Origin of the sequence: Mucilaginibacter sp. 3215, from assembly GCF_050433785.1 — a bacterium.
Lineage (GTDB): Bacteria > Bacteroidota > Bacteroidia > Sphingobacteriales > Sphingobacteriaceae > Mucilaginibacter.
Genome location: NZ_JBNPWO010000009.1, coordinates 14,470 through 36,167, shown reverse-complemented (window position 1 = coordinate 36,167; position 21,698 = coordinate 14,470). Strand labels below are relative to the sequence as shown.

19 protein-coding genes are annotated in these 21,698 nt (G+C 42.6%); 8 read left to right on the top strand and 11 right to left on the bottom strand.

The window, feature by feature from the left end; all coding sequences use genetic code 11:
• Positions 1-2: 2 nt before the first annotated feature.
• A complete protein-coding gene (locus tag ABIC84_RS15765; protein WP_371328321.1) occupies positions 3-1,154 on the bottom strand; it encodes an ABC transporter permease in 1,152 nt (383 codons plus the stop codon).
• A 155-nt stretch (positions 1,155-1,309) separates the two neighbouring features.
• On the opposite strand from ABIC84_RS15765, the gene ABIC84_RS15760 reads away from it, so the two are divergent.
• Together ABIC84_RS15760 and fmt are read left to right on the top strand one after the other, a co-directional pair.
• Complete coding sequence (locus ABIC84_RS15760) at positions 1,310-2,551, top strand: exo-beta-N-acetylmuramidase NamZ family protein (RefSeq protein ID WP_426585449.1); 1,242 nt, start codon at positions 1,310-1,312, stop codon at positions 2,549-2,551.
• A gap of 33 nt (positions 2,552-2,584) precedes the next feature.
• On the top strand, positions 2,585-3,502 hold the full coding sequence (gene fmt / locus ABIC84_RS15755) for a methionyl-tRNA formyltransferase (RefSeq protein WP_175490000.1): 918 nt from the start codon (positions 2,585-2,587) through the stop codon (positions 3,500-3,502).
• Positions 3,503-3,703: 201 nt separating this feature from the next.
• On the opposite strand, the gene ABIC84_RS15750 is transcribed toward fmt, so the two are convergent.
• The 7 genes from ABIC84_RS15750 to ABIC84_RS15720 form a co-directional block, all read right to left on the bottom strand.
• Complete coding sequence (locus ABIC84_RS15750) at positions 3,704-5,662, bottom strand: M1 family metallopeptidase (protein ID WP_426585446.1); 1,959 nt, start codon at positions 5,660-5,662, stop codon at positions 3,704-3,706.
• A gap of 194 nt (positions 5,663-5,856) precedes the next feature.
• The gene (locus ABIC84_RS15745) at positions 5,857-7,122 is read right to left on the bottom strand and encodes an anthranilate synthase component I family protein (RefSeq protein ID WP_429264153.1); all 1,266 of its coding nucleotides are present in this window, start codon (positions 7,120-7,122) and stop codon (positions 5,857-5,859) included.
• 171 nt (positions 7,123-7,293) lie between these two features.
• Entirely contained in the window at positions 7,294-8,571 is a 1,278-nt protein-coding gene (locus ABIC84_RS15740; RefSeq protein WP_429264152.1) for an adenylosuccinate synthase, read from the bottom strand.
• A 29-nt stretch (positions 8,572-8,600) separates the two neighbouring features.
• Positions 8,601-8,954 (bottom strand): hypothetical protein, encoded by a 354-nt coding sequence (locus ABIC84_RS15735; RefSeq protein WP_429264151.1) that lies wholly within the window; start codon positions 8,952-8,954, stop codon positions 8,601-8,603.
• A gap of 4 nt (positions 8,955-8,958) precedes the next feature.
• Positions 8,959-9,252, bottom strand: a complete 294-nt coding sequence (locus ABIC84_RS15730) for a DUF6922 domain-containing protein (RefSeq protein ID WP_429264150.1) — start codon at positions 9,250-9,252, stop codon at positions 8,959-8,961.
• A 4-nt stretch (positions 9,253-9,256) separates the two neighbouring features.
• On the bottom strand, positions 9,257-9,724 hold the full coding sequence (locus ABIC84_RS15725) for a Fur family transcriptional regulator (protein ID WP_090528154.1): 468 nt from the start codon (positions 9,722-9,724) through the stop codon (positions 9,257-9,259).
• A 159-nt stretch (positions 9,725-9,883) separates the two neighbouring features.
• Positions 9,884-12,106: a RelA/SpoT family protein gene (locus ABIC84_RS15720; protein ID WP_090529622.1), complete on the bottom strand. Its 2,223-nt coding sequence runs from the start codon at positions 12,104-12,106 to the stop codon at positions 9,884-9,886.
• A 109-nt stretch (positions 12,107-12,215) separates the two neighbouring features.
• On the opposite strand from ABIC84_RS15720, the gene ABIC84_RS15715 reads away from it, so the two are divergent.
• The 3 genes from ABIC84_RS15715 to bshB1 are packed head-to-tail and all read left to right on the top strand — an operon-like array spanning position 12,216 to position 14,080.
• A complete protein-coding gene (locus tag ABIC84_RS15715; protein WP_091175285.1) occupies positions 12,216-12,830 on the top strand; it encodes a DUF4294 domain-containing protein in 615 nt (204 codons plus the stop codon).
• A 4-nt stretch (positions 12,831-12,834) separates the two neighbouring features.
• Positions 12,835-13,341: a glutathione peroxidase gene (locus ABIC84_RS15710; RefSeq protein WP_429264149.1), complete on the top strand. Its 507-nt coding sequence runs from the start codon at positions 12,835-12,837 to the stop codon at positions 13,339-13,341.
• A gap of 13 nt (positions 13,342-13,354) precedes the next feature.
• Positions 13,355-14,080, top strand: coding sequence for a bacillithiol biosynthesis deacetylase BshB1 (gene bshB1, locus ABIC84_RS15705; protein ID WP_090528162.1), 726 nt, complete (start codon positions 13,355-13,357; stop codon positions 14,078-14,080).
• A 102-nt stretch (positions 14,081-14,182) separates the two neighbouring features.
• Here bshB1 and ABIC84_RS15700 read toward each other — a convergent pair whose 3' ends face one another.
• Entirely contained in the window at positions 14,183-14,620 is a 438-nt protein-coding gene (locus ABIC84_RS15700) for a hypothetical protein (RefSeq protein WP_090528165.1), read from the bottom strand.
• Positions 14,621-14,844: 224 nt separating this feature from the next.
• Positions 14,845-16,176, bottom strand: coding sequence for an L-lysine 6-transaminase (lat, locus tag ABIC84_RS15695; RefSeq protein ID WP_429264148.1), 1,332 nt, complete (start codon positions 16,174-16,176; stop codon positions 14,845-14,847).
• A gap of 333 nt (positions 16,177-16,509) precedes the next feature.
• Here lat and ABIC84_RS15690 point away from each other — a divergent pair, with 333 nt between their 5' ends.
• Positions 16,510-18,549 (top strand): PAS domain S-box protein, encoded by a 2,040-nt coding sequence (locus ABIC84_RS15690; protein WP_429264147.1) that lies wholly within the window; start codon positions 16,510-16,512, stop codon positions 18,547-18,549.
• 115 nt (positions 18,550-18,664) lie between these two features.
• Here ABIC84_RS15690 and ABIC84_RS15685 read toward each other — a convergent pair whose 3' ends face one another.
• Positions 18,665-19,555: a 1-aminocyclopropane-1-carboxylate deaminase/D-cysteine desulfhydrase gene (locus ABIC84_RS15685; protein WP_429264146.1), complete on the bottom strand. Its 891-nt coding sequence runs from the start codon at positions 19,553-19,555 to the stop codon at positions 18,665-18,667.
• A 75-nt stretch (positions 19,556-19,630) separates the two neighbouring features.
• Here ABIC84_RS15685 and ABIC84_RS15680 point away from each other — a divergent pair, with 75 nt between their 5' ends.
• Positions 19,631-20,665: an RluA family pseudouridine synthase gene (locus ABIC84_RS15680; RefSeq protein WP_429264145.1), complete on the top strand. Its 1,035-nt coding sequence runs from the start codon at positions 19,631-19,633 to the stop codon at positions 20,663-20,665.
• A gap of 75 nt (positions 20,666-20,740) precedes the next feature.
• The gene (locus tag ABIC84_RS15675) at positions 20,741-21,577 is read left to right on the top strand and encodes an aminotransferase class IV (RefSeq protein WP_429264144.1); all 837 of its coding nucleotides are present in this window, start codon (positions 20,741-20,743) and stop codon (positions 21,575-21,577) included.
• Positions 21,578-21,698: the final 121 nt, after the last annotated feature.

The following is a 21,698-nucleotide window of genomic DNA, read 5'->3' as shown; positions in this document are numbered from 1 at the left end:
ACTTACTTAAACTGGATAGCCTTTACAGGCGAGATCCGGCTTACCAGCGTTGATGGTATAACAAGCACCAGCAGGCAAATGATCAGTGTACCAATATTGAGGACAACAATATCAAAAATATTAAACTCGACCGGTACAAAGGTCATATAATACGAAGCCTGGTCCAGTTGGAAAAAATGAGTATACATCTGGAAATATCCCAGGCCTATACCCAGTAAATTACCCAGCAGCAGCCCTAATCCTATCAGGTAACTGGCATTTATAAGGAATATTTTGCGGATAGCCCAGTTAGATGCCCCCATCGCTTTGAGCATCCCGATCATAGCGGTTCGTTCGAGGATCATGATCAGCAGGGCCGATATCATATTGATTACAGCGACAGCCACCATCAGCACCAGCATCACTATCGAATTAACATCGAGTAGGTTGAGCCATTCAAATATGGTAGGATAATCTTCTTCAATGGTATACTCTTTCAATTTTACCGGCAAAACAGTCTCGAGCGCATACGCGGCTTCATTAATATGATCAAAGTCGGCTACGCGTAGTTCGTATTGGCCTATCTCGTTCGGTTTCCAATTGTTAAGGCGGTTAATGAGCGATAAGGCACCGATAACAAAGGTTTTGTCAACTTCTTCAACCCCGATATTGAAAATACCTTTTATTTTAAACTGGCGCCTGCGCAGATCATCTTCCACAAAATACATCAGCAGCTTATCCCCTACTTTCAGTTTAAGCCTGTCGGCCGTTGTTTGCGAGATCATGATCTCCTTTTGCGCCTCAACCGAATCGGCAAAACTGATCACCTCGCCGGCAACCATCATTTTTTTAAAGTAGCTCCAGTCGTAGTTTTTGTCAACGCCCTTAAGTACCACTCCTTCAATTTCGTTATTGGCCTTAACAATACCGGGTTTGGTGGCCACCGGCATTACATGGGTAATAAACGGGCTTTTAAGCGCGCGCTTAACAAATTCGTTATCAGCAGGAAATGAGGAACTTTGATAAGAGTTATTCAGATCAAACTTAACCACACGGATGTCGCCGGCAAAGCCGCGAACTTTATTGCGGATTTCGTGTTTAAATCCTTTAACGATAGCAAGTGACAGTATCATTACACCAAGGCCCAGCATAATGCCTATTATTGCAATACGCACTATCAGTTTTGAAAATGTGCGTTTTGATTTAAATGTTATACGGGCTGATATAAAGGAGGCGAAACTCAATGGCAGACTGATTTTTTGTACCTTCGCAAATATGCGGTTTTGCTGTTAAACCTGCTACTTTTAAAATTGTTTCAACTCAATATTTTATGAATAAGATTTGTGCTTTTTTACGATTTGCCCTGATAACAGTTTTACTTGCAAACACGGCATGCAGCCAGGCAACCAATTGTAAAAGCTGCAAGACAGCATCCATCCCAAAAAACAAAAAAAACAGCCCTATTATTCCCGGAGCTGATCAAATTCCGCTGTATATTAACTATCTTAAGGGAAAAAATATAGGGATGGTGATTAATCAAACTTCGGTTATTGGTAAAAATTTAACTGCCAGTGTAGATAGTTTGGTGCATTTAGGAGTAAACGTAAAAAAGATCTTTGGCCCCGAGCATGGTTTCAGGGGTAATGCCAGTAACGGCGCTACCGTTGGCGACACTAAAGACCCTAAAACCGGCTTGCCTGTAATATCGCTGTACGGTAACAAGCATTACAAACCAACTCCGGCCGATTTGAAGGGTATCGACCTCATGATATTTGATATACAGGATGTTGGCGTACGCTTTTACACTTATATTTCAACCCTGCATTACTTAATGGAGGCCTGTGCCGAAAACAATGTAGAGCTCATGATATTTGACCGTCCAAACCCTAACGGTTATTTGATTGATGGCCCTGTTCTGGATACGGTTAACCGTTCATTTGTGGGCATGCACCCCATCCCCATCGCCCACGGTATGACTATTGGCGAATATGCCCAAATGATAAACGGCGAAGGCTGGTTAAAAAATGGGGTTAAATGTAAACTGAAGATCATTAAAGTGGCTAATTACAAGCATAATTTGTCTTATAACTTACCCGTAAACCCTTCGCCCAACTTAAATACGCCTATATCGATTTTATTATATCCGAGTACCTGCTTATTTGAAGGTACAACATTTAGTTTGGGCAGGGGTACGCTCTTCCCATTTGCCGTACTGGGGCACCCGGCGTTGAAAGGTAAATACAGTTTTTCGTTTACACCCAAAAGTATCCCGGGTATGAGCGAGAACCCGCCGCAGAAAGACCAGGAATGTTTTGGCATTAATCTGCAAAATATTCCGCCAACTGACATCACGGGTACGGGTGTTATTAATTTGAAATGGCTCCTGGAGTTATATAACGCCTTCCCCTACAAAGACCATTTCTTTAATGCCTATTTTACAAAGCTTACAGGTACAGCCGAACTAAGGAAACAAATTGAAACCGGCAAAACCGAAGAAGAGATCCGTGCCGGCTGGCAACCCGGACTAACTAAGTTTAAAGCCACACGCAAAAAATACTTACTATACGAATAACAGAATAAAGCACATCTAATACCTAAACATACTATGAGAATTATATTTATGGGTACCCCCCAGTTTGCCGTTGCCTCGTTAGACGCTTTAATTAAAGCCGGTAGTGACATCGTTGCTGTTGTTACAGCGCCTGATAAACCAGCCGGAAGGGGACAAAAAGTTAGTGAGTCGGCTGTTAAACAATATGCCGTAGCTAACGGCTTAAAAGTGCTGCAACCCGAAAAACTTAAGAATGAAGATTTTATTGCCGAATTGAAAGCATTGAAAGCCGATCTGCAGGTTGTAGTAGCCTTCAGGATGCTGCCCGAAGCTGTTTGGAACATGCCTGCCAAAGGTACCATAAATTTACACGCCTCATTATTACCTCAATACCGCGGCGCCGCGCCAATTAACTGGGCACTGATTAACGGCGAAAAAGAAAGCGGCGTAACCACCTTCTTTTTAAAACATGATATTGATACCGGTAACATCCTGTTCACCGAAAAAATAACCCTTACAGGCCATGAAGATGCCGGCGAATTACATGACCGCCTCATGAACAAAGGTGCAGGGCTGCTGGTTAAAACAGTTAAAGCGGTTGAGAGCGGACGTTACAACGAACACCCGCAATCGCAATTGGCCGAGGGGACAGAATTAAAACACGCACCAAAGATTTTTAAGGATGATTGCCGGATAGATTGGACACAGCCTGCCCTGTCAATCTATAACAAAATTCGCGGCCTAAGCCCTGTACCCACCGCATACACTGAGCTTAACGGCAAAAGCCTAAAAGTTTATGCATCTGAATATCAATTATCAGAACCGGCCATACAGCCCGGTGGCTTTTTGACCGACAATAAAACCTATTTGAAATTTGCCGCTAAAGACGGTTTTGTATTATTAAAAGATATTCAGTTAGAGGGCAAGAAACGCATGGGTATCGAGGACTTTTTGAGGGGCGTGAAGTTATAAGGGTGTCTCGCAAACATCAGCATATCCAGGATAGGATTCTGATAGAACGAGAATAGAACAAAATTCTATAAAATCGTCATTGCGAGGTACGAAGCAATCCCTGATTTACAGAGCGGCTCTGTATAGATAGCGATTGCTTCGTACCTCGCAATGACTGTTGTGAAGAAGTGTGTGCAAAGAGATAAACAAGAGGTCGCTTTCTTATCTCTTCACCTCAAAACTATTATTGCTCCTATCCACATCCGGATAGATCTTATCCGGGTCGATAATCACTTTGGCAACCGCAGCTTTCTTATCGCCGGTAAAAGTATAAATACTGCTATATTCCCAAATCTCTACCGGAAATTCACGATGCTCCTTTAAACCGTCTGCATAGGTTATTTCAACCACCAATGGCATAGCAGCCTTGTCCATGTTTTCGATTGTAATAATAGGCTGACAATCTGCCGCACTTTCTACTTTAGTTACCTTTTGATCGAGGCGGTAGTTTTCCAAAAACATCGACTTCCAAAACCAGGTCAGGTCTTCACCTGCCGAGCTATCTATACTCCTGAAAAAGTCCCAGGGAGTTGGGTGTTTATAAGCCCAGTCGCGGATATATTTTCTGAAAGCGCGGTCAAAACGTTCAGGGCCTAATATCTGATTACGCAAAAGCGCGAGAGAGTAAGCCACTTTTTGATACTGCAACGGATATACCTGGTTGCCGGGCAAAGCATCGGGGCGGGTAACAATAGGCAATAGCTTTTCCGTAAACAGCGAATCGAGCGGACTATCGATCTCTACATAACCTATAAACTCACCTTTATTAAAAGCTTTGACGGCTATTTTGTCAATGAACATGTTAAAGCCTTCATCCATCCAGGCGTATTTGCGTTCATTGCTCCCCACAACCATCGGGAACCAGGTATGCCCCAGCTCGTGGTTTACTACAGCAAAATACATATTGCCGGTATCTTTTGCCGAGCAAAAAACCATGCCGGGGTACTCCATACCATCCAGGTTTGAAGCCACGTTAACTGCTTTATTATAAGGGTATGGGAACCATTTTTCGGAAAAATGCTGCAAGGTAAATTTGATATACTCTGACGAGCGTTTCCAGCTGTTTTGCTTCTCTGATTCTACCGGATATAACGAACTACCCATTACTCTCCTGCCATCAGCAAGCTTAAAACTCAGCCCTTCCCAAATAAATGAACGGGAGGCTGTCCACGCAAAATCTCTTGCGTTATCTAACTTAAATCTCCAGGTGCAGGTGGCTTTTGCTGGCCTCGATGAAGGATCAGTTACTTCTTTGGCTGTTCTGATCTGCACCGGCACATCACTTTGTTTGGCAGCCTGCCAGCGCTTAAGTGCGGTTGGTGTTAGTACTTCTTCAGGATTGAGCAGATCGCCGGAGCTTTCCACAATAAGTCCAGATGGCACTGTGATATTAACCCTGAAATTGCCATACTCCAGGTAAAACTCACCGTTACCTAAGTACGGCAGCGTGTTCCATCCTTCTACATCATCCAACACACACACCCTGGGGTACCATTGTGCCACCGCATAGATATTACCGTTTTTTGTTGGGAGGATATCCGTACGGTTAACCAGGAAATCGGCATTTTTATAATTTACCGGAAAGTTATAACGATAGCGGATGCTAAAACTGATGGCCTGGCTGCTTAACAGCGGCTGTGCCAGCTCCAGCTGCATCCGTGTATCATAAATATGGTATTTGATATTTCCAGCTTTATTTCCGGCAAGCTGCACGCCTTCTACCTGGTATCCGCCGTCTGGAGTAGTTTTTTCAGGATCCTGGTAAAGAAATAGCTTGGATTGAATCCCCCGCGAATCTTTTTTAAACACGTTTTGTTCCAGCTGCAACCACAGTGCCGAAAGGGCTTTGGGGCTATTATTGGTATAAGTAATTGTAGCTGTACCGGTTATGACGTTGGTTTTATCATCAAGCGCTGCATCAATTAGATAATCAGCCTTGTTTTGCCAGTAGGCAGGGCCAGGTTCACCGGCAGCGGTACGATATGAGTTGCCCGGAGGTAATAAGGGCTGCGCCGGGAATAAATCTGAAGGATGATACTTAGTTTGGGCTGAAGAGATAGCGGTTGCTAATAAACACAGGGAACCGATAATTAGCTTTATGTTTTGTAGGGGTCTTAACATATTAATAATTAGAAGCGAATAGTGATAGTACTTTACAGCCAATATAATAAAAATTTGGTGATCTGCTACACGCGCGTCATTGCGAGGAACGAAGCAATCCCCAACTTTACAGGGCGGATTTGCATAGCTACTCTGCTGATTTGGGATTGCTTCGTTCCTCGCAATGACGGATTGTTTTTTAGTTTTCAAAATAATCAATTCCCACCCAAAACTTCCATCACCGCTGCAGCTTTCAGCAAACATTCCTCATATTCATTTTCAGCGATAGCGTGATAAGTTATAGCTCCACCTGCATGAAACGAAAGGTATTTATTGGAGGAATTATAAAGCAATGAACGGATCACTACGTTAAAATCAAAATCATCATCGGGGCTAAAATAGCCTATAGCGCCTGAGTATACGCCGCGCTTACTGCGTTCGTATTGTTCCATCAGTTGCATGCAGCTAACCTTGGGTGCACCGGTCATACTACCCATGGGGAAGGTATTTTTAATGGTCTCCACATTTGAAAGCCCATCTTGTATTTCGCAAACCACTGTAGAGATCATTTGGTGCACCTGCTTAAAGCTGTAAATACCGAAGAGCTCTTCGGTTTTAACCGTGCCGGGTTTGGCCGATCTGGTTAAATCATTTCTTACCAGGTCAACAACCATTACGTTTTCCTGCAGTTCTTTGGGATGGCTACGCAGGCTTTGTTTAGCCTGTTCATCGGCTTCAATATCATCTATCCTTTTAGCCGTACCTTTTATGGGTTGCGAGATGAGTTTACTTCCCCGTTTAGCCAGAAACCGTTCGGGCGATGCGCCGAGAATATAATTACCATTCCATTTAAAAAAAGTAGAGAACGGATTGGGCGAAACTTCATTCAGTCTCGTAAACATCTCCAGCGGATCAAGAAGTATATCCTCTGCAAAAAATTCCTGGCAAAAGTTAGTGACATAAATATCGCCGCGGGTAATGTGCTCTTTTATTTTGTTTACCGTGTCAATGTATTCCTGCCTGCTGAAGCGTGGGGATAGGTTGATATTAGCCTGCTGTACAGGTTCAATTAAACCCTGCTCAATGATTGATCTTATGACAAGTTCGGGGTTATCTGAAATAATTTCAGCCTCCTTCCCCCTTATCAAAATCAGATGCTGAGGAACAAAGAAATACAAATCTGAAAATTTTAAGCCATCGTGATTAGTTGATGTAAGCGCTTCAATTTCATTTTTAAGGTCATATCCCAGAAAACCCGTCATCCAGCCGGGATTATTTTTCCTGAACTCATCAAGCTGATCAAAAGCGTTACCTGCATTTGCAGTAAGTTCGGCACGGGCGCCAACCGCTATCAGCGTATCAAATTTGGAGTAGGGATCATTAAATCCGTTCGAATCAAGGTAACACAGCGTATCAAAAGTTGTGGCCCATTGTAACGCCTTCTTTCTGAATCCCGGCAGATCATTAACCTGTACTATCACCCCGCAAAAATAACCAAGTAAATGAAAAAAGGCCGGAACGTCCGGCCTTTTTATTCTTATTTATAGCTATGTCATCCTGAACTCGTTTCAGTATCCTACAAGAAGGTTACACACGAAGTACACCCTGCTGGTGGGGTGCCGAAATAAATTCGGCATGACGCTTTTTTATTCTTAGTGCAATGTTAAAGTCTGCTTCCTGTCCGGACCTACAGATAAATATTTTACGGGTACGCCAAGTTCGGCCTCAAGATAATCAATGTATGATTGCAGCTTAGCCGGGATCTCAGACAGTTCGGTAATACCAGTCAAGTCTTCGTTCCAGCCATCAATTTCCTTGTATACCGGCTCTGGTTTAACTGAGCAAATATCGTAAGGCATATAATCAATCTGCTCACCTAAATAATTATAATGAGTAGCAGCATAAATCTTTTCAAAACCGCTTAATACATCGGCCTTGGTCATTACCAGTTGGGTAACGCCATTAAGCATAATAGCATATTTTAAAGCCGGCAGGTCGATCCAGCCGGTGCGGCGTGGCCTGCCTGTAGTTGCACCAAACTCATGGCCTACTTTGCGTAGTTCCTCACCTGTTTCGTTTTCCAGTTCGGTTGGGAACGGACCGCCACCTACACGGGTGCAATAAGCTTTGAAAATACCTATTACTTCGCCAATTTGCTGTGGGGCAATACCTAAACCTGTGCAAGCGCCGGCAGCGGTAGTATTTGATGAAGTTACAAACGGATATGAACCAAAATCAATATCAAGCATAGCGCCCTGAGCACCTTCTGCTAAAACTTTTTTGCCTTCTTTAATATAGTTGTTAACCAAATGTTCAGAATCAACAAGCGGGAACTGGCGTAAAACGTCAAGCGCTTCAAAAAACAGTGTTTCGCGTTCCGAAAAATCTCCTACTTCACCGTAAAGCTGCTGCAGCATTGATACGTGCTTATCAACCAGTTTCTGATAACGTTCTTTAAAATCGGGCAGGGTGATATCACCTATGCGTAAACCGTTACGACCAGTTTTATCCATATACGTTGGACCAATACCTTTTAAGGTTGAACCAATTTTGCCGTCGCCCATTTTTTTCTCATTGGCGGCATCAAGCAACTGGTGGGTTGGTAATATCAGGTGCGCTTTTTTAGCAATTAGAAGATTCTTTTTTGCCAGCAGGTCATGTCCGGCATCTTTTAATTTATCCAGTTCTTTTTTTAGGGTGATAGGATCAATCACCACACCATTACCGATAAGGTTCATGGTGTTTTCAAAAAATATACCTGAAGGAATGGTGTTTAAAACAAACTTTTTACCGTCAAACTCTAAAGTATGACCTGCATTTGGTCCGCCCTGGAAACGTGCGATCAGGTCGTACCCTGCACTAAGCACATCAACAATTTTTCCTTTTCCTTCATCGCCCCACTGGAGGCCTAATAATACGTCAACAGCCATTAATTTTTATTTTCTTACTAAATATTTTTTTAAATCAATCTCAATTTTTGCTTGCTTCGTTCAGCGCAAAGCATATTTACATAATCTTTGATTTCCTTCGCGAACCTATGTTTTATTTTATCCCAATCAACAGACAAAGAAGTTGAGGTGTCTTCCAATTCAACTTCACGAAAGTTTGATAAGCTTTTTAAAACGGATATCAAGCTTATATTAGGATAGGTGTTTTCGAAAAATCGAATTAACTCGGCAAATGTAAAAACATTTAGCAACTCAAACAGATCATAATAATCTTTCTTTGAGGCAGATTCTATTGTAGACTTTAGCTTTAAAGCTGCTTTTGCTTCAATTGGTAGTAGATTGATATCCTCGTTACGTTCGTTCATTAACTTAAAATGGCCAAACGTCAGGATGCAATTGTTTGAACTGATAAGATCTGAAATCTTCTAAATTTAAATTAAGCAAAGCACAGGCAAAAGACATCGCACTATTTGAAAGATATCTTACATTCAATAAGCTTGATTTGATGATTTCATCCTGATAGAAATTTAATATAGAAATTACATCGTCAAGGGAGCCTCTATCGAAAACCTTACTTATTACAAAACGCGCATTTTTCTGATAGTCGATACTATCCATATCAACATCCCAAAATGCCTGCTTGCTTAAAATAGGTTTGTCCATGATTTTATACTCGTCTGTCACAAAAACCCTCTCTTAATTTGGTACAATTACCATAAAGATTTAAAGAGTGGTGTTTGATGTCAAATTTCAATATATCGCCCATCATACTCTGGATCTGCTGGATGCGCGGATCGCAAAACTCAACCACTTTACCGCAGTCGATGCAAATGATGTGGTCATGCTGTTTGTAGCCGTATGATTTTTCGAACTGGGCCATGTTCTTGCCAAACTGGTGTTTAGTAACCAGATCGCACGAAACCAACAGCTCAAGCGTATTGTAAACCGTAGCGCGGCTTACACGGTATTTTTTATTTTTCATGTGGATGTACAACGACTCCACATCAAAGTGATCTGTACGGGAATATATCTCTTCGAGTATAGCAAAACGTTCAGGGGTTTTCCTGAGGTTTTTATTTTCGAGGTAAGCCTCAAAAATTTTTTTAACCATTGGTATGGTATCCTGCTGTGACATAATGATGTATTAACGGGGCAAAGTTATTAATAAATTATGGATTAGAGAGACAAGAGGTCAAGAGTCAGGAATCAAGATTGGTGAATTCTGCCTTGCCTCATAATTCTTAATTTCCCGGTTCTTTCTTGCTTCTTGACTCTTGACTTCCTGCTTCTATCCTCACGACGCTTTTTCAATTGCCGAATCAAAACGGTTAACCGCGGTTACGCCTTTTACTTGTTTTAGGTTTTTAATCAGGGTATCAAGGTGGCTGGTGTCGTTCACATACAACATCAGCGACCCTTCAAATATACCATTATCACTATCAACTGTAATAGACCTGATATTTATTTTAAAATCATTTGATATTACCGTGGTTAGCTTGTTGATCAACCCAACCTCGTCAATACCGGTAATACGCAAACCGGTAAGAAAAGCAAGTTCCTGCTGATTTGTCCAGCGGGCTTTTACTATCCTGTAGCCATAGTTAGCCATAAGCTTAGCCGCATTAGGGCAATTGGTACGGTGGATCTTGATTCCGTCGCTCACGGTAACAAAACCAAAAACATCATCGCCGGGGATAGGATTGCAGCAATTGGCCAGCTTGTAATCAATCTTTTGCATATCCTCGCCAATGAGCAGGATATCACTGTCTTTGGCCTTGATATTTTTGATGAGGTTTTGAACCTGCTCCTGGTCAATTTTATCCTGCGGCTTATTGTCAATTACTTTTTCGGATGCCTGGTACTCTTTCAGGTCTTTCATATCAATAATGCCTTTGGCAACATTGTAAAAAAGATCCTGGGTGGCCTGCAGCTTAAAAAAGTAGCTGATCTTTTGCAGGTTTTCGGAGTTATAGGTGATCTTGAGCGATTTCATTTTACGCTCCAGGATCTCTTTGCCATCCTCGGCAATCTTGCGTTTCTCCTCTTTTAAAGCCGACTTGATTTTAGCCTTAGCCTTAGCGGTAACCACAAAGTTAAGCCAGTCTTCCTTAGGTGTTTGTTTGCCCGAGGTAATGATCTCAACCTGGTCGCCGTTTTGGAGTTTATAGCTTAGCGGTACCAGTTTGTGATTTACTTTAGCGCCGATACAGCTTGCGCCTACATCGGTATGGATCTCAAAGGCAAAATCAAGCGCTGTAGCATTTAAAGGCAACTGGATCAGCGCGCCCTTCGGTGTAAAAATGAAGATCTCATCACTAAAGAGGTTCATCTTAAAATCATCGATGAAGTCGAGCGCGTTGGTATCGGGATTTTTGAGCATTTCGCGCACTTTATGTACCCATTGGTCAAGGCCGCTGTCGGTGCTGGCTTCCTTGTATTTCCAGTGTGCCGCAAAACCTTTTTCGGCAATTTCGTTCATGCGCTTGGTGCGGATCTGCACTTCAACCCATTGCCCGCGCGGGCCCATTACCGTGGTATGCAATGATTCATAACCGTTAGCTTTGGGCGATGAGATCCAGTCGCGCAGCCGGTCTGGATTGGGGCGATACTGGTCGGTTACTATCGAATAAGCTTTCCAGCAGTCGGCCTTTTCATGTTCAGGGGCGCTATCCAATATAATCCGGATGGCGAAAAGATCATATACCTCTTCAAAAGGTATCGATTTCTTTTTCATCTTATTCCAGATAGAGTGGATAGATTTCGGTCGCCCGAATATATCGGCCTCAAGCCCCTGGCTTTGTAATGATTTATTTATTGGCTCGATAAAATCACGGATAAAACGCTCGCGTTCGGCCTTTTTCTCGTTCAGTTTATTTTTGATGAACTGGTAGGTTTCGCGCTCCATGTATTTCATGGAGAGGTCTTCCAGCTCAGATTTTATGGCATACAAGCCCAGGCGGTGTGCCAGGGGCGCATACAGGTAAACCGTTTCTGACGATAGCTTAAGCTGCTTGTCCCTGGGCATAAACTCCATGGTACGCATGTTATGCAGCCTGTCGGCAAGCTTAATCAGGATCACCCTTACGTCGTCGGCAAGGGTAAGCAGCATTTTGCGGAAGTTTTCGGCCTGCAATGAGCTATTGGTATCAAATACGCCTGATATTTTGGTAAGGCCATCAATAATTTTGGCAACCTTTTTACCAAATTCCATCTCAATTTCATCAAGCGTCATGTTGGTATCTTCAACCACATCATGCAGCAGGGCGCACACTATTGAGGTGGTACCCAGGCCAATTTCTTCGGCGGCTATCTGGGCAACGGCAATAGGGTGGTATATATAAGGTTCGCCGCTTTTACGGCGCATGTCCTTATGGCTTTCCAGGGCCATATCAAATGCCTTGCGTATCATGCGTTTATCGCCCTTTTGCAGGGTTGATTTACAGGCACGCAACAAAGCTCGGTATCTTTTTAGTATCTCGTTCTTCTCGGCTTCCAGGTCTATCACTAAGTCTTTCATGTACGGGGTATTAGCGGTATTCAATCATAAACATGCAGCAAATAAATATTATTGCAGGTATTAGTAAAATACCAAAAAAAATTACATTATTTTTGTATTAAGTAAAAATATGAAATTTATTGGTTTTACGCTGCTGTTATGTTGCTTAATGGGTGCTGCAAAGGCCCAAACAGCTACGCCTGCACCCGTAACTCTTGGCAAAAATGATACCATCAAAACAGCGATGACCAACCTTGATGGTGAGCTTGTACCATGGATAGTTGAGCCGGAGGTTAGAATTGTAGATACCCGTATTTTTGCGAGCGAGGCCGACAGGCTAAACTACCGCCGTTTGCGTTATAATGTAATGAAAGTACTGCCCTACGCACGTTTTGCAGGGCAAAGGTACCGCCAGTTACAGCGCGACCTTGCCGTTACTGCCGACAGGAAAAAACAAAAAGAACTGGTAAGCACCTGCGAGGGTGAAATAAAAAACCTGTTCAATAAAGAAATAAAAAACCTGACAATTAGTCAGGGAGAGGTTTTAATTAAGCTTATTGACCGCGAAACCGGGCAAACCAGCTTTGCTATGGTTAAAGAATTAAAAGGCGGCTTTAAGGCTTTCATGTTCCAGTCGGTAGCCAGCATATTTGGTCATAATCTCAAAGAAACCTACGACCCTGAAGAACAGAAGGATATCGAGGCCATATTAAACCAGGCCGGATATAATTCATACAGCAATTAGTTTAATGGATAACAAAAGCATTTACCGGTTTAACGTTAAAAAGTTAAACGGTGAAGAGATCAGTCTTTCCGAATATAAAAACAAGGTTCTTTTAATTGTAAACACGGCATCGCAATGCGGCTTTACACCTCAACTAAAAGAATTGGCAGCTTTAAAAACTCAGCTTGCCGGCAAGGACTTTGAAATTCTTGCATTCCCTTCAAATGATTTTGGCGGACAGGAACCTTTAGACGGTGAAGCTATTGCTGTTTTTTGTGAAGCCAATGGAGCAAATTATCCCATATTTGAAAAAATAAGGGTACGCGGCCCATATGCCGACCCATTGTATCAATTTTTTGCCGATAAAAAGGAAAATGGAAATGTACGGTCGGTTCCGCGCTGGAATTTTCATAAATTTTTGATCGATAAAGAAGGTCATGTGGTTGATTTTTACTATCCATTTACCAAGCCCAACTCCTCAAAAATCAGGCGAAAGATTGACCGCCTGCTGACAGCGGCATCTAACCAATGAATTACTTTTGTGCATGCTTAAATTAGATATATTAGTTTTATCGGTACATCCTGATGATGCTGAATTGGGTTGTTCAGGTACAATTTTAAAACATATTGCCCTTGGCTATAAAGTTGGTATTGTTGACCTTACCCGTGGCGAACTGGGCACCCGCGGCTCGGCCGAGATCCGTAAACAGGAAGCCGCCGCCGCCGCCGAAATATTAGGTTTAGCCGTACGTGAAAACCTTGGCCTGCCCGATGCCTTTTTTGAAAATACCCGCGAACACCAGGTAAAGGTTATTGAAGCCATCCGCAAATTTCGTCCTTCCATCGTAATAACCAATGCTTACCATGACCGCCATCCCGATCATGGCCGGGCAAATGAACTTGTTGAAGCCTCGGCATTTTTAGCGGGCCTTCGCAAAATAGAAACTTTTGATATTGATGGCTCACCACAAGAGGCCTGGCGGCCAGACATGGTGCTGCATTTTATACAGGATAATTATATTACCCCTGATATATTAATTGATGTAACCGAACATTGGGATAAAAAGATAGAGAGTATTAATGCCTACGGATCGCAGTTTTATAACCCAAGCTGGGAAGGTGAACCTCAAACCTATATTTCGACATCTAATTTTATTGAGATAGTAACCGGCCGGGCACGCGAGTTTGGTAAAAGCATCCAGGTTAAATACGCCGAAGGCTTTACAAGCAGAAAAATTTTAGGGGTAGATAATTTATTTAACCTTAAATAATATTTATATTTAACTATAAGTTATATATAATAAATTTCACCCCAAATAAACAGGGAGCCTGAAAATCAGGCTCCCTGTTTATTTTAGCAAGTATGATGATACTTATGCTTTAATATATTCAAAGCGATTGTTTTCATTGCTCCGCTCCCTTCTGAGCTTATTTTCATTAGCTAATTTTAAGAGGATCCCTGAAAGTTCAGATGTTTTAAAATCAGAATCATACTGTTCTTTACAGTAATTAGCAATTGATGAAATAGACCGCTGACTATCAAAGAAATCTGTATTTAGCAATTGATTAAGTATTTTGGTAGCGCCGGGCTTTTTACGTCCTGAAACACCTCCGCCTTCATCTTCAACGCGTAATTTCCTTACTTTTTTACCAAACATTTCAACACCCTCGGCATCTACTTTCTCCGATTCGATCATAACTTCCAGTAAACGGTCAATTATTCGAACCTGCACAGCTTCAGATTTGAATGAGTTTACAACCTCGGCAACTTCAACCAGTTGTTTCTTTAATTTCTCTATGTGTTTGCTCATGGTGCTTGAAATAGAACTACGTTACTTTAATAGGGTTGCAACAAATCTAATCGGAATAATAACAAAAAATATAGCGTATTTTGGAAAAAAAGTAGCGTATATTAATATCTTTCCATTTTTGCAAATAATAGATGTCGATTTTACCTTATTAAATATTAGTTAATTTCATCCGTTTCATGAGCGGATTTAGCTGTAGCCGGGATTAATTTTCTTTATTTACTGTATTATAAAGTGACCGAAAGCTGTTCAAGCATATCAAGGCCTATATCAATGTGGCTTTTTTCAATGATCAGCGCGGGGCGGAAACGCACGCTCCTTTCGCCGCAGCCAAGGTACATAATATTATTTTCAAAACCTTTTTTAATAAAGCTGTCCCTTATTGCTTTGTCCGGAAAATCAAAAGCTGTAAGCAATCCTTTTCCCCTTACATTACTTACAACCGGATGTCTTTCAGCAATTTCGCTCAAGCCGTTTTGCAGGTACTCTCCCATCAGTGCTGCATTATTACAAAGGTTATCCTCCTCAATAATCTCCATTATTTTCGACGAGCGCACCATATCAACCAAACTACCGCCCCAGGTTGAGTTGATACGCGATGATACTTTAAACACGTTATCTTCAACCTCATCAATGCGCCTGCCGGCCAATATGCCGCAAACCTGCATCTTCTTGCCAAAAGCTATGATATCCGGGCGCGCCTTTTCACCAAAATGCTCATGACACCAGAATTTTCCGGTTAAACCAACACCTGTTTGCACCTCATCATATACCAGCAATGCCTCGTACTCATCGGCAAGCTCACGCAGTTTTTCCAAAAACTCCTTGCGTACATGGTTATCGCCTCCTTCTGATTGTACAGGCTCAATAATTATGGCGCATATATCATCCTTATTATCTTCAAATGCTTTTCTGATTTGTGCCACCGATAATTGCTCCCTCCTTAGCAGGTCTTCATGATTGGCATCGCTGTAAGGAAAATTCATATAGGGTACAGACACCCGCGGCCAGTCAAACTTGGCAAACCACTTGGTTTTATTTGGTAGCGTGTTGGTAAGGCTCAATGTATAGCCCGAACGACCGTGAAACGCATGCTCAAAGTGCAATACTTTAAAACCTTTTTCTTTAGTATAACCCCTGGCAAAGTTTTTCTGCACTTTCCAGTCCATAGCTACTTTCAGCGCGTTTTCAATAGCCAATGCGCCACCCGCAATAAAAAAAGCGTGCGGCAGGTATTCGGGGATCCCTATCCTGTCAAACGTTTCAACAAACTGGGCGTATTGCGTTGTATAGATATCTGAATTTGACGGGTTGGTTAAAGCCGCAAGCATAAGATTTTTCTTAAACTCCTCATCATTCAGCATTTTGGGATGATTATAGCCCAAAGGCACCGAAGCAAAGCAGGTAAAAAAGTCAAGCAGCGTGCGGTTATATTTTGCATCATAAATATAAACACCCTTACTTTTTTCCATATCAAAAGTGAGGTCGAAGCCATCGGCCAGTACATGCTTTTGAAGCGAAGCCTGGACATCCTGCGGAGAAACAAGTAGGTTGTACATATTAATTTGGTTTATTACAAATTTAACAAAAACCCCTTAAAATCAAAATTTAAGCGGTTTTTGAACCGATTGACAAAAAAGTAACTTTAAATTGTTTAAAGTTACTTTTTGTACCAAACTTAAAACCGGTACACCCGTTTCGATCACAATATTCATAAAAAAATGCAGCTCAAATTTACATTTACCGCCCGGTTAACAACTAAATTCCTCATCCGCCAACCTGAATTGTACCGGCATAATTTAATAAACGTTTCTTTTTAATTAATTTGGCATAGGTTGATTATTTTAATATTAAATTAGTACCAGATACAACCAAAGGGGATATTTATAACCATGGGAGAAGAACCATTATCTGCCAGCCACTCAAAACCGGTCCCAAAAGTAACATTTAACAATAGTGCCGACTGGGACTTGTTTGAAGACCTGCCCGTTGCAGTTTATACCTGCGATAAAGAGGGTTATATAACCTCTTTTAACAAAGCGGCGGTAACGCTTTGGGGCAAAACGCCTGAAGCTAATAAGGACAAGTGGTATGTAAACTGGGAGATATTTACATCCGACGGTATACTGTTAACTCCCGATGAAACACCAACGGGTAAAGTATTAAAATATGGCAGGGCTATAAAGCAGCAGGAAATACTTATTAAACGTCCCAATGGAAGTGTAAGCTATATATTATCCAACCCTAAGCCCCGTTTCAATGAAAAGGGCGAACTGGCAGGCGCCGCCAATACCCTGATAGATATTACCGAACAAAAAAATGCCGAGTCAAAGCAAGGGATGCTGGCCTCTATCATTGAATCATCAGAAGATGCTATTGTAAGTAAAAACCTTAATGGTATAATTACCAGCTGGAACGGCGCGGCCCAACGTTTATTTGGTTATACCGAAGATGAGATCATAGGCAAACATATCACGGTTTTGATACCGGAAGACCGTTATGATGAGGAAGAAATGATCATTAATAAAATACGGGCTAACGAACGGATAGAACATTTTGAAACCATACGTAAAACAAAAAGCGGCGAGGAAATACAAATTTCGCTTACCATATCTCCCATAAGAAACAACAACAATAAGGTAATAGGGGCTTCAAAAATAATCCGCGATATAGGCAGGCAAAAAAAATCAGAAGAAAGATTACAACAGTATGCCGAACGCCTGGAGATTTTAAACTCCATAGGACAGGTTATTTCGGCCGAGTTGGATATTCAAAATATCCTGCAAAAAGTTACCGATGCCACCACCCAGTTGTGCGGCGCACAGTTTGGCGCTTTTTTTCACAACCAGGTTAACGAGCAGGGCGAATCATATATGCTGTTCACGCTTTCGGGCGCGCCGCGTGAGGCATTTGAAAAATTTGGCATGCCGCGTAATACGGCAGTCTTTCACCCTACTTTCAGTGGTGAGGGAACGGTAAGGGTTGATGATATAACCAAAGACCCACGCTACGGAAAAAATGCGCCACATTTTGGCCAGCCTAAAGGGCACCTGCCAGTAGTAAGCTACCTCGCTGTTCCGGTAAGGGGCAAATCGGGCGAGGTGATTGGCGGGTTATTTTTTGGGCACGAACAACCGGCCAGGTTTACCAGGGAGCACGAGCAACTTGTTTTGGCTGTTGCCGCCCAGGCCGCGGTAGCACTTGATAACGCCAAGCTGTATGAAAATATTAAAGAGCTTAATGAAAAAAAGGATGAATTTATAGGGCTTGCAAGCCATGAGCTAAAAACACCGGTCACCAGTTTAAAGGGCTACCTCCAAATCATAGCCCGTAACCTCCCTCCGGATGATAAAAGCAAAGTACTGGCCAACAGGGCATTGGAACAGGTAGGCAAATTAACCATCCTGATATCAGACTTGCTTGATGTTACCAAAATCCAGACCGGTAAACTGCCTTTTACTTATGCTGATTTTGATGTGATCAAACTGCTTACCGAATTGAGAGAGATCCTGCAACAAACCGGCCCCTCCCATCAGCTCCTTTTAAATTTACCTGCCGGGGAATTAATTATCCATGCCGATAGCCAGCGTATTGAGCAGGTTGTCATTAACCTGGTAACCAACGCCGTTAAATATTCGCCAAAGGCAGATAAAGTGATCATCGAGGCCCTTGTCATCAATAATAAATTTAGGGTATCGGTACAGGATTTTGGCATCGGCATCCAGCCCGATCAACTGGAACGGGTATTTTCACGTTTTTATCGCGTTGAGAACCTCGCCTCTCACATGTCGGGATTAGGAATTGGCTTGTATATTTGCCAGGAAATTGTTAACCGTCACCAGGGCAGGCTTTGGGTTGAAAGCACTTACGGCGAAGGGTCAACCTTCCATTTTGAGATCCCGATAAACACGAATGATCTGCATGACGCCTGACAATTAGAACGAATTACACGAATTAACCTGATTTGTGTAAATTCAAACTCACTGGCTTAATTACTGCTATCTAATTTTAATTCGCGAAAATTCGAAAGCATTCGTGTTGTTAGTGCTATTTAAATTTTTCTTTCATCCCCAACAGGCCCCAAATCCCCCCGCTGTGAATTGCCAGGATTTTACTGCCGGGTTTAAAATGCCCTCTGCTTATTAAATTATATAAGGCATACATCATTTTGCCGATATATACAGGTTCTATCAATATCCCTGTTGCAGCAACAAATTGTTTAATGAAACTGATGAGCTCGTCATTCGCTTTGCCATAACCGCCAAAGTGGTAATCGGTATGTATGTTATATCCTGCCGGGGTCGTTAAAAACCGGTCTATCTCCTCTTTAATAAAACCACCGTTCTTAAAAACCGGCACCGCGTTGAATTTTGTTTTAAGCTGATGACCATTTAATCCGTTAATGATACCCGCCGCTGTTGTACCGGTACCGCAGGCACAAAAAATGTGGTCGTAGGTTTCGGTTAGTTCGTTAACCAGTTCGCTGCAGCCTTTGGCCCCTTCGGCAGATGCGCCGCCTTCATCAATAAAAAAAGCCTGTTCATCATTGCCAAAATATTGATTGAACAGGGCCGGTTTATCACGATAGCTTTCGCGATCGGTAAACTGCAGTTCCATACCATGCAGGCGGCATAAAAACAAGGTATCGTTATCAACCTCCTCGCCGCGAACTATGCCGGTAGCTTTAAAACCAAACTTTGCGGCAGCCGCGGCTGTGGCCATCAGGTGGTTGGAGTAAGCGCCGCCAAAAGTTACGAGGTGTGTTTTTTGTGCAGTTTGCGCCTGTTTCAGTAAATATTTAAGCTTACGCCATTTATTGCCCGATATCATGGGATGGATCAGGTCATCGCGCTTGATAAAAACTTTAACGCCGTGGCTATCAAACAAGGGGTTGCTGATTTGCTGTACCGGGCTAAAAATTTCAAGATCAATGTTCATAAAATAATACGACGTTAATGCTATTGCAATATTACGTTTAACCTACCACAAAAAACGATTACTTTTGCGCCTCAAATGGCACACGAACCCGAACTTATTGAGCAGGAAGAACAGGACTTGTATGAGCACTTACGCGTAGTGGTTGACAAGGGCCAGTCGCTTTTGCGGATTGATAAATTTTTGATGCACCGCGTGGAGAATGCTTCGCGCAACCGTATTCAAAATGCTATTGAGCTGGGCAATGTGCTCGTGAACGATAAAATCATCAAATCGAGCTATAAGGTAAAACCGCTTGATGTGATCTCGGTAGTGCTGCCACACCCTCCGCGCGATACGGAAGTATATCCTGAAAACATCCCCATCAATATTATTTATGAGGATGATGATGTATTGATGGTTGATAAGGAAGCCGGTATGGTGGTACATCCCGGTTATAACAATTATACGGGCACACTGGTTAATGCGCTGGTTTACCATTTTCAGCAATTGCCAACCCTGCCGGGCAACGATGGCAGGCCAGGGTTGGTACACCGCATTGACAAGGATACCTCAGGCCTGCTGCTTATCAGCAAAAATGAGCGTGCCATGAACTGGCTGGCTAAGCAGTTTTTTGAGCATACCATCACTCGTAAATATATAGCGCTTGCCTGGGGCGATTTACCGGAAGACGGCACCATTACCGGCTATATTGGCCGCAGTGTGGCCGACAGGCGGGTAATGTCGATATATGATGATCCCGAAAAAGGAAAATGGTCGGTAACGCACTATAAAGTTTTAGAGCGAATGGGTTACGTTACCCTGATTGAATGCCAGCTGGAAACCGGCCGTACCCATCAGATCAGGGCACACATGAAGCATATCGGTCACCCCTTGTTTAGCGACGCCACTTACGGCGGCGATAAAATTTTAAAGGGCACCATGTTCAGCAAGTACAAGCAGTTTGTTGAAAATTGTTTTGAGCTGATGCCGCGGCAAGCCCTGCATGCACAAACGCTGGGCTTTTTACATCCTACGTTAAAAAAGCAGGTGCATTTTGAATCGCCGCTGCCGGCTGATTTTGAGGCCGTACTTGCAAAATGGCGAAAGTACAGCGATACAGATACGAAATAACAGACGTTAGATAGAAGAGCAACAATACCCGGTAATTATTAACAACACGATTAAATTATAATATCTATCCGTCCTATGATGCCCGTATTCATCAATTTTAACGGCGAATATCTCCCTCAAAACACACCATTGCTTACCATTGGTAACAGGGGCTTTAAATATGGCGACGGCCTGTTTGAAAGCATGCGACTAATGAAAGGGAAACTGAAATTTGCCGAACTGCATGCCGACCGCCTTCAGCGGGGCATGAAAGCCCTTAAAATTGATGGTTATTCGCAAATGGATACCTGGTTCCTGAACGAAATAGTTAGTGAGCTTGCCCGCCGAAATAAAGTTAAACACGGCAGGCTGCGCCTGACAGTTTACCGCGATGCCGAAGGCTTTTATACCCCTACTCAAAATAAAATGGGTTATTGCCTGGAGCTAACCCCATCCGAAGAGCCCAGGTATTTTTTGAATGAGAAGGGCCTGATCATGGATGTGTTTACGGAACTGCCTAAACCGTCCAACTATCTGTCGAACATTAAAACATGCAACTCGCTTATTTATGTAGTGGCGGGTTTGTATAAAACCCAAAACAAGCTGGATGATGTTTTTCTGTTGAACCAAAGCGGTAACCTGTGCGAAGCCAGCAGTTCCAATATTTTCATCAATTACCAAAATCATTTATATACCCCGGCGTTAAGCGAGGGCTGCGTTGAAGGTGTAATGCGCCAGGTAGTGATCAAACTGGCAAAAGAAAACAACATTGATATCACCGAAGCCCAGATCAACCCTGATATTTTATACGAGGCCGATGAAGTATTTTTAACCAACGCCACCCGCGGTATCCAAACCGTTATGGGTTTTGGGGTAAGGCGCTACTTTAATCAGTACAGCAAGATATTGATGGATGAGTTGAATAAACTATAAGTTGAACATATTTTACATCATTTCGCCGTACAGCAAGGGCAAAGCGCCGGATTGAGGAGAAATGCTATACCTCACGTACCGGAAGATCAGGCTTTCAGCTTTAGGCATTCAGCTTTAAGCT

What these genes read in the sequence shown, in the direction of transcription:
- ABIC84_RS15760 (WP_426585449.1), top strand. Translation starts at nt 1,310, where the DNA reads ATGAATAAGATTTGTGCTTTTTTACGATTTGCCCTGATAACAGTTTTA.
- fmt (WP_175490000.1), top strand. Translation starts at nt 2,585, where the DNA reads ATGAGAATTATATTTATGGGTACCCCCCAGTTTGCCGTTGCCTCGTTA.
- ABIC84_RS15750 (WP_426585446.1), bottom strand. Translation starts at nt 5,662, where the DNA reads ATGTTAAGACCCCTACAAAACATAAAGCTAATTATCGGTTCCCTGTGT.
- ABIC84_RS15740 (WP_429264152.1), bottom strand. Translation starts at nt 8,571, where the DNA reads ATGGCTGTTGACGTATTATTAGGCCTCCAGTGGGGCGATGAAGGAAAA.
- ABIC84_RS15735 (WP_429264151.1), bottom strand. Translation starts at nt 8,954, where the DNA reads ATGAACGAACGTAACGAGGATATCAATCTACTACCAATTGAAGCAAAA.
- ABIC84_RS15730 (WP_429264150.1), bottom strand. Translation starts at nt 9,252, where the DNA reads ATGGACAAACCTATTTTAAGCAAGCAGGCATTTTGGGATGTTGATATG.
- ABIC84_RS15725 (WP_090528154.1), bottom strand. Translation starts at nt 9,724, where the DNA reads ATGTCACAGCAGGATACCATACCAATGGTTAAAAAAATTTTTGAGGCT.
- ABIC84_RS15720 (WP_090529622.1), bottom strand. Translation starts at nt 12,106, where the DNA reads ATGAAAGACTTAGTGATAGACCTGGAAGCCGAGAAGAACGAGATACTA.
- ABIC84_RS15715 (WP_091175285.1), top strand. Translation starts at nt 12,216, where the DNA reads ATGAAATTTATTGGTTTTACGCTGCTGTTATGTTGCTTAATGGGTGCT.
- ABIC84_RS15710 (WP_429264149.1), top strand. Translation starts at nt 12,835, where the DNA reads ATGGATAACAAAAGCATTTACCGGTTTAACGTTAAAAAGTTAAACGGT.
- bshB1 (WP_090528162.1), top strand. Translation starts at nt 13,355, where the DNA reads ATGCTTAAATTAGATATATTAGTTTTATCGGTACATCCTGATGATGCT.
- ABIC84_RS15700 (WP_090528165.1), bottom strand. Translation starts at nt 14,620, where the DNA reads ATGAGCAAACACATAGAGAAATTAAAGAAACAACTGGTTGAAGTTGCC.
- lat (WP_429264148.1), bottom strand. Translation starts at nt 16,176, where the DNA reads ATGTACAACCTACTTGTTTCTCCGCAGGATGTCCAGGCTTCGCTTCAA.
- ABIC84_RS15690 (WP_429264147.1), top strand. Translation starts at nt 16,510, where the DNA reads ATGGGAGAAGAACCATTATCTGCCAGCCACTCAAAACCGGTCCCAAAA.
- ABIC84_RS15685 (WP_429264146.1), bottom strand. Translation starts at nt 19,555, where the DNA reads ATGAACATTGATCTTGAAATTTTTAGCCCGGTACAGCAAATCAGCAAC.
- ABIC84_RS15680 (WP_429264145.1), top strand. Translation starts at nt 19,631, where the DNA reads ATGGCACACGAACCCGAACTTATTGAGCAGGAAGAACAGGACTTGTAT.
- ABIC84_RS15675 (WP_429264144.1), top strand. Translation starts at nt 20,741, where the DNA reads ATGATGCCCGTATTCATCAATTTTAACGGCGAATATCTCCCTCAAAAC.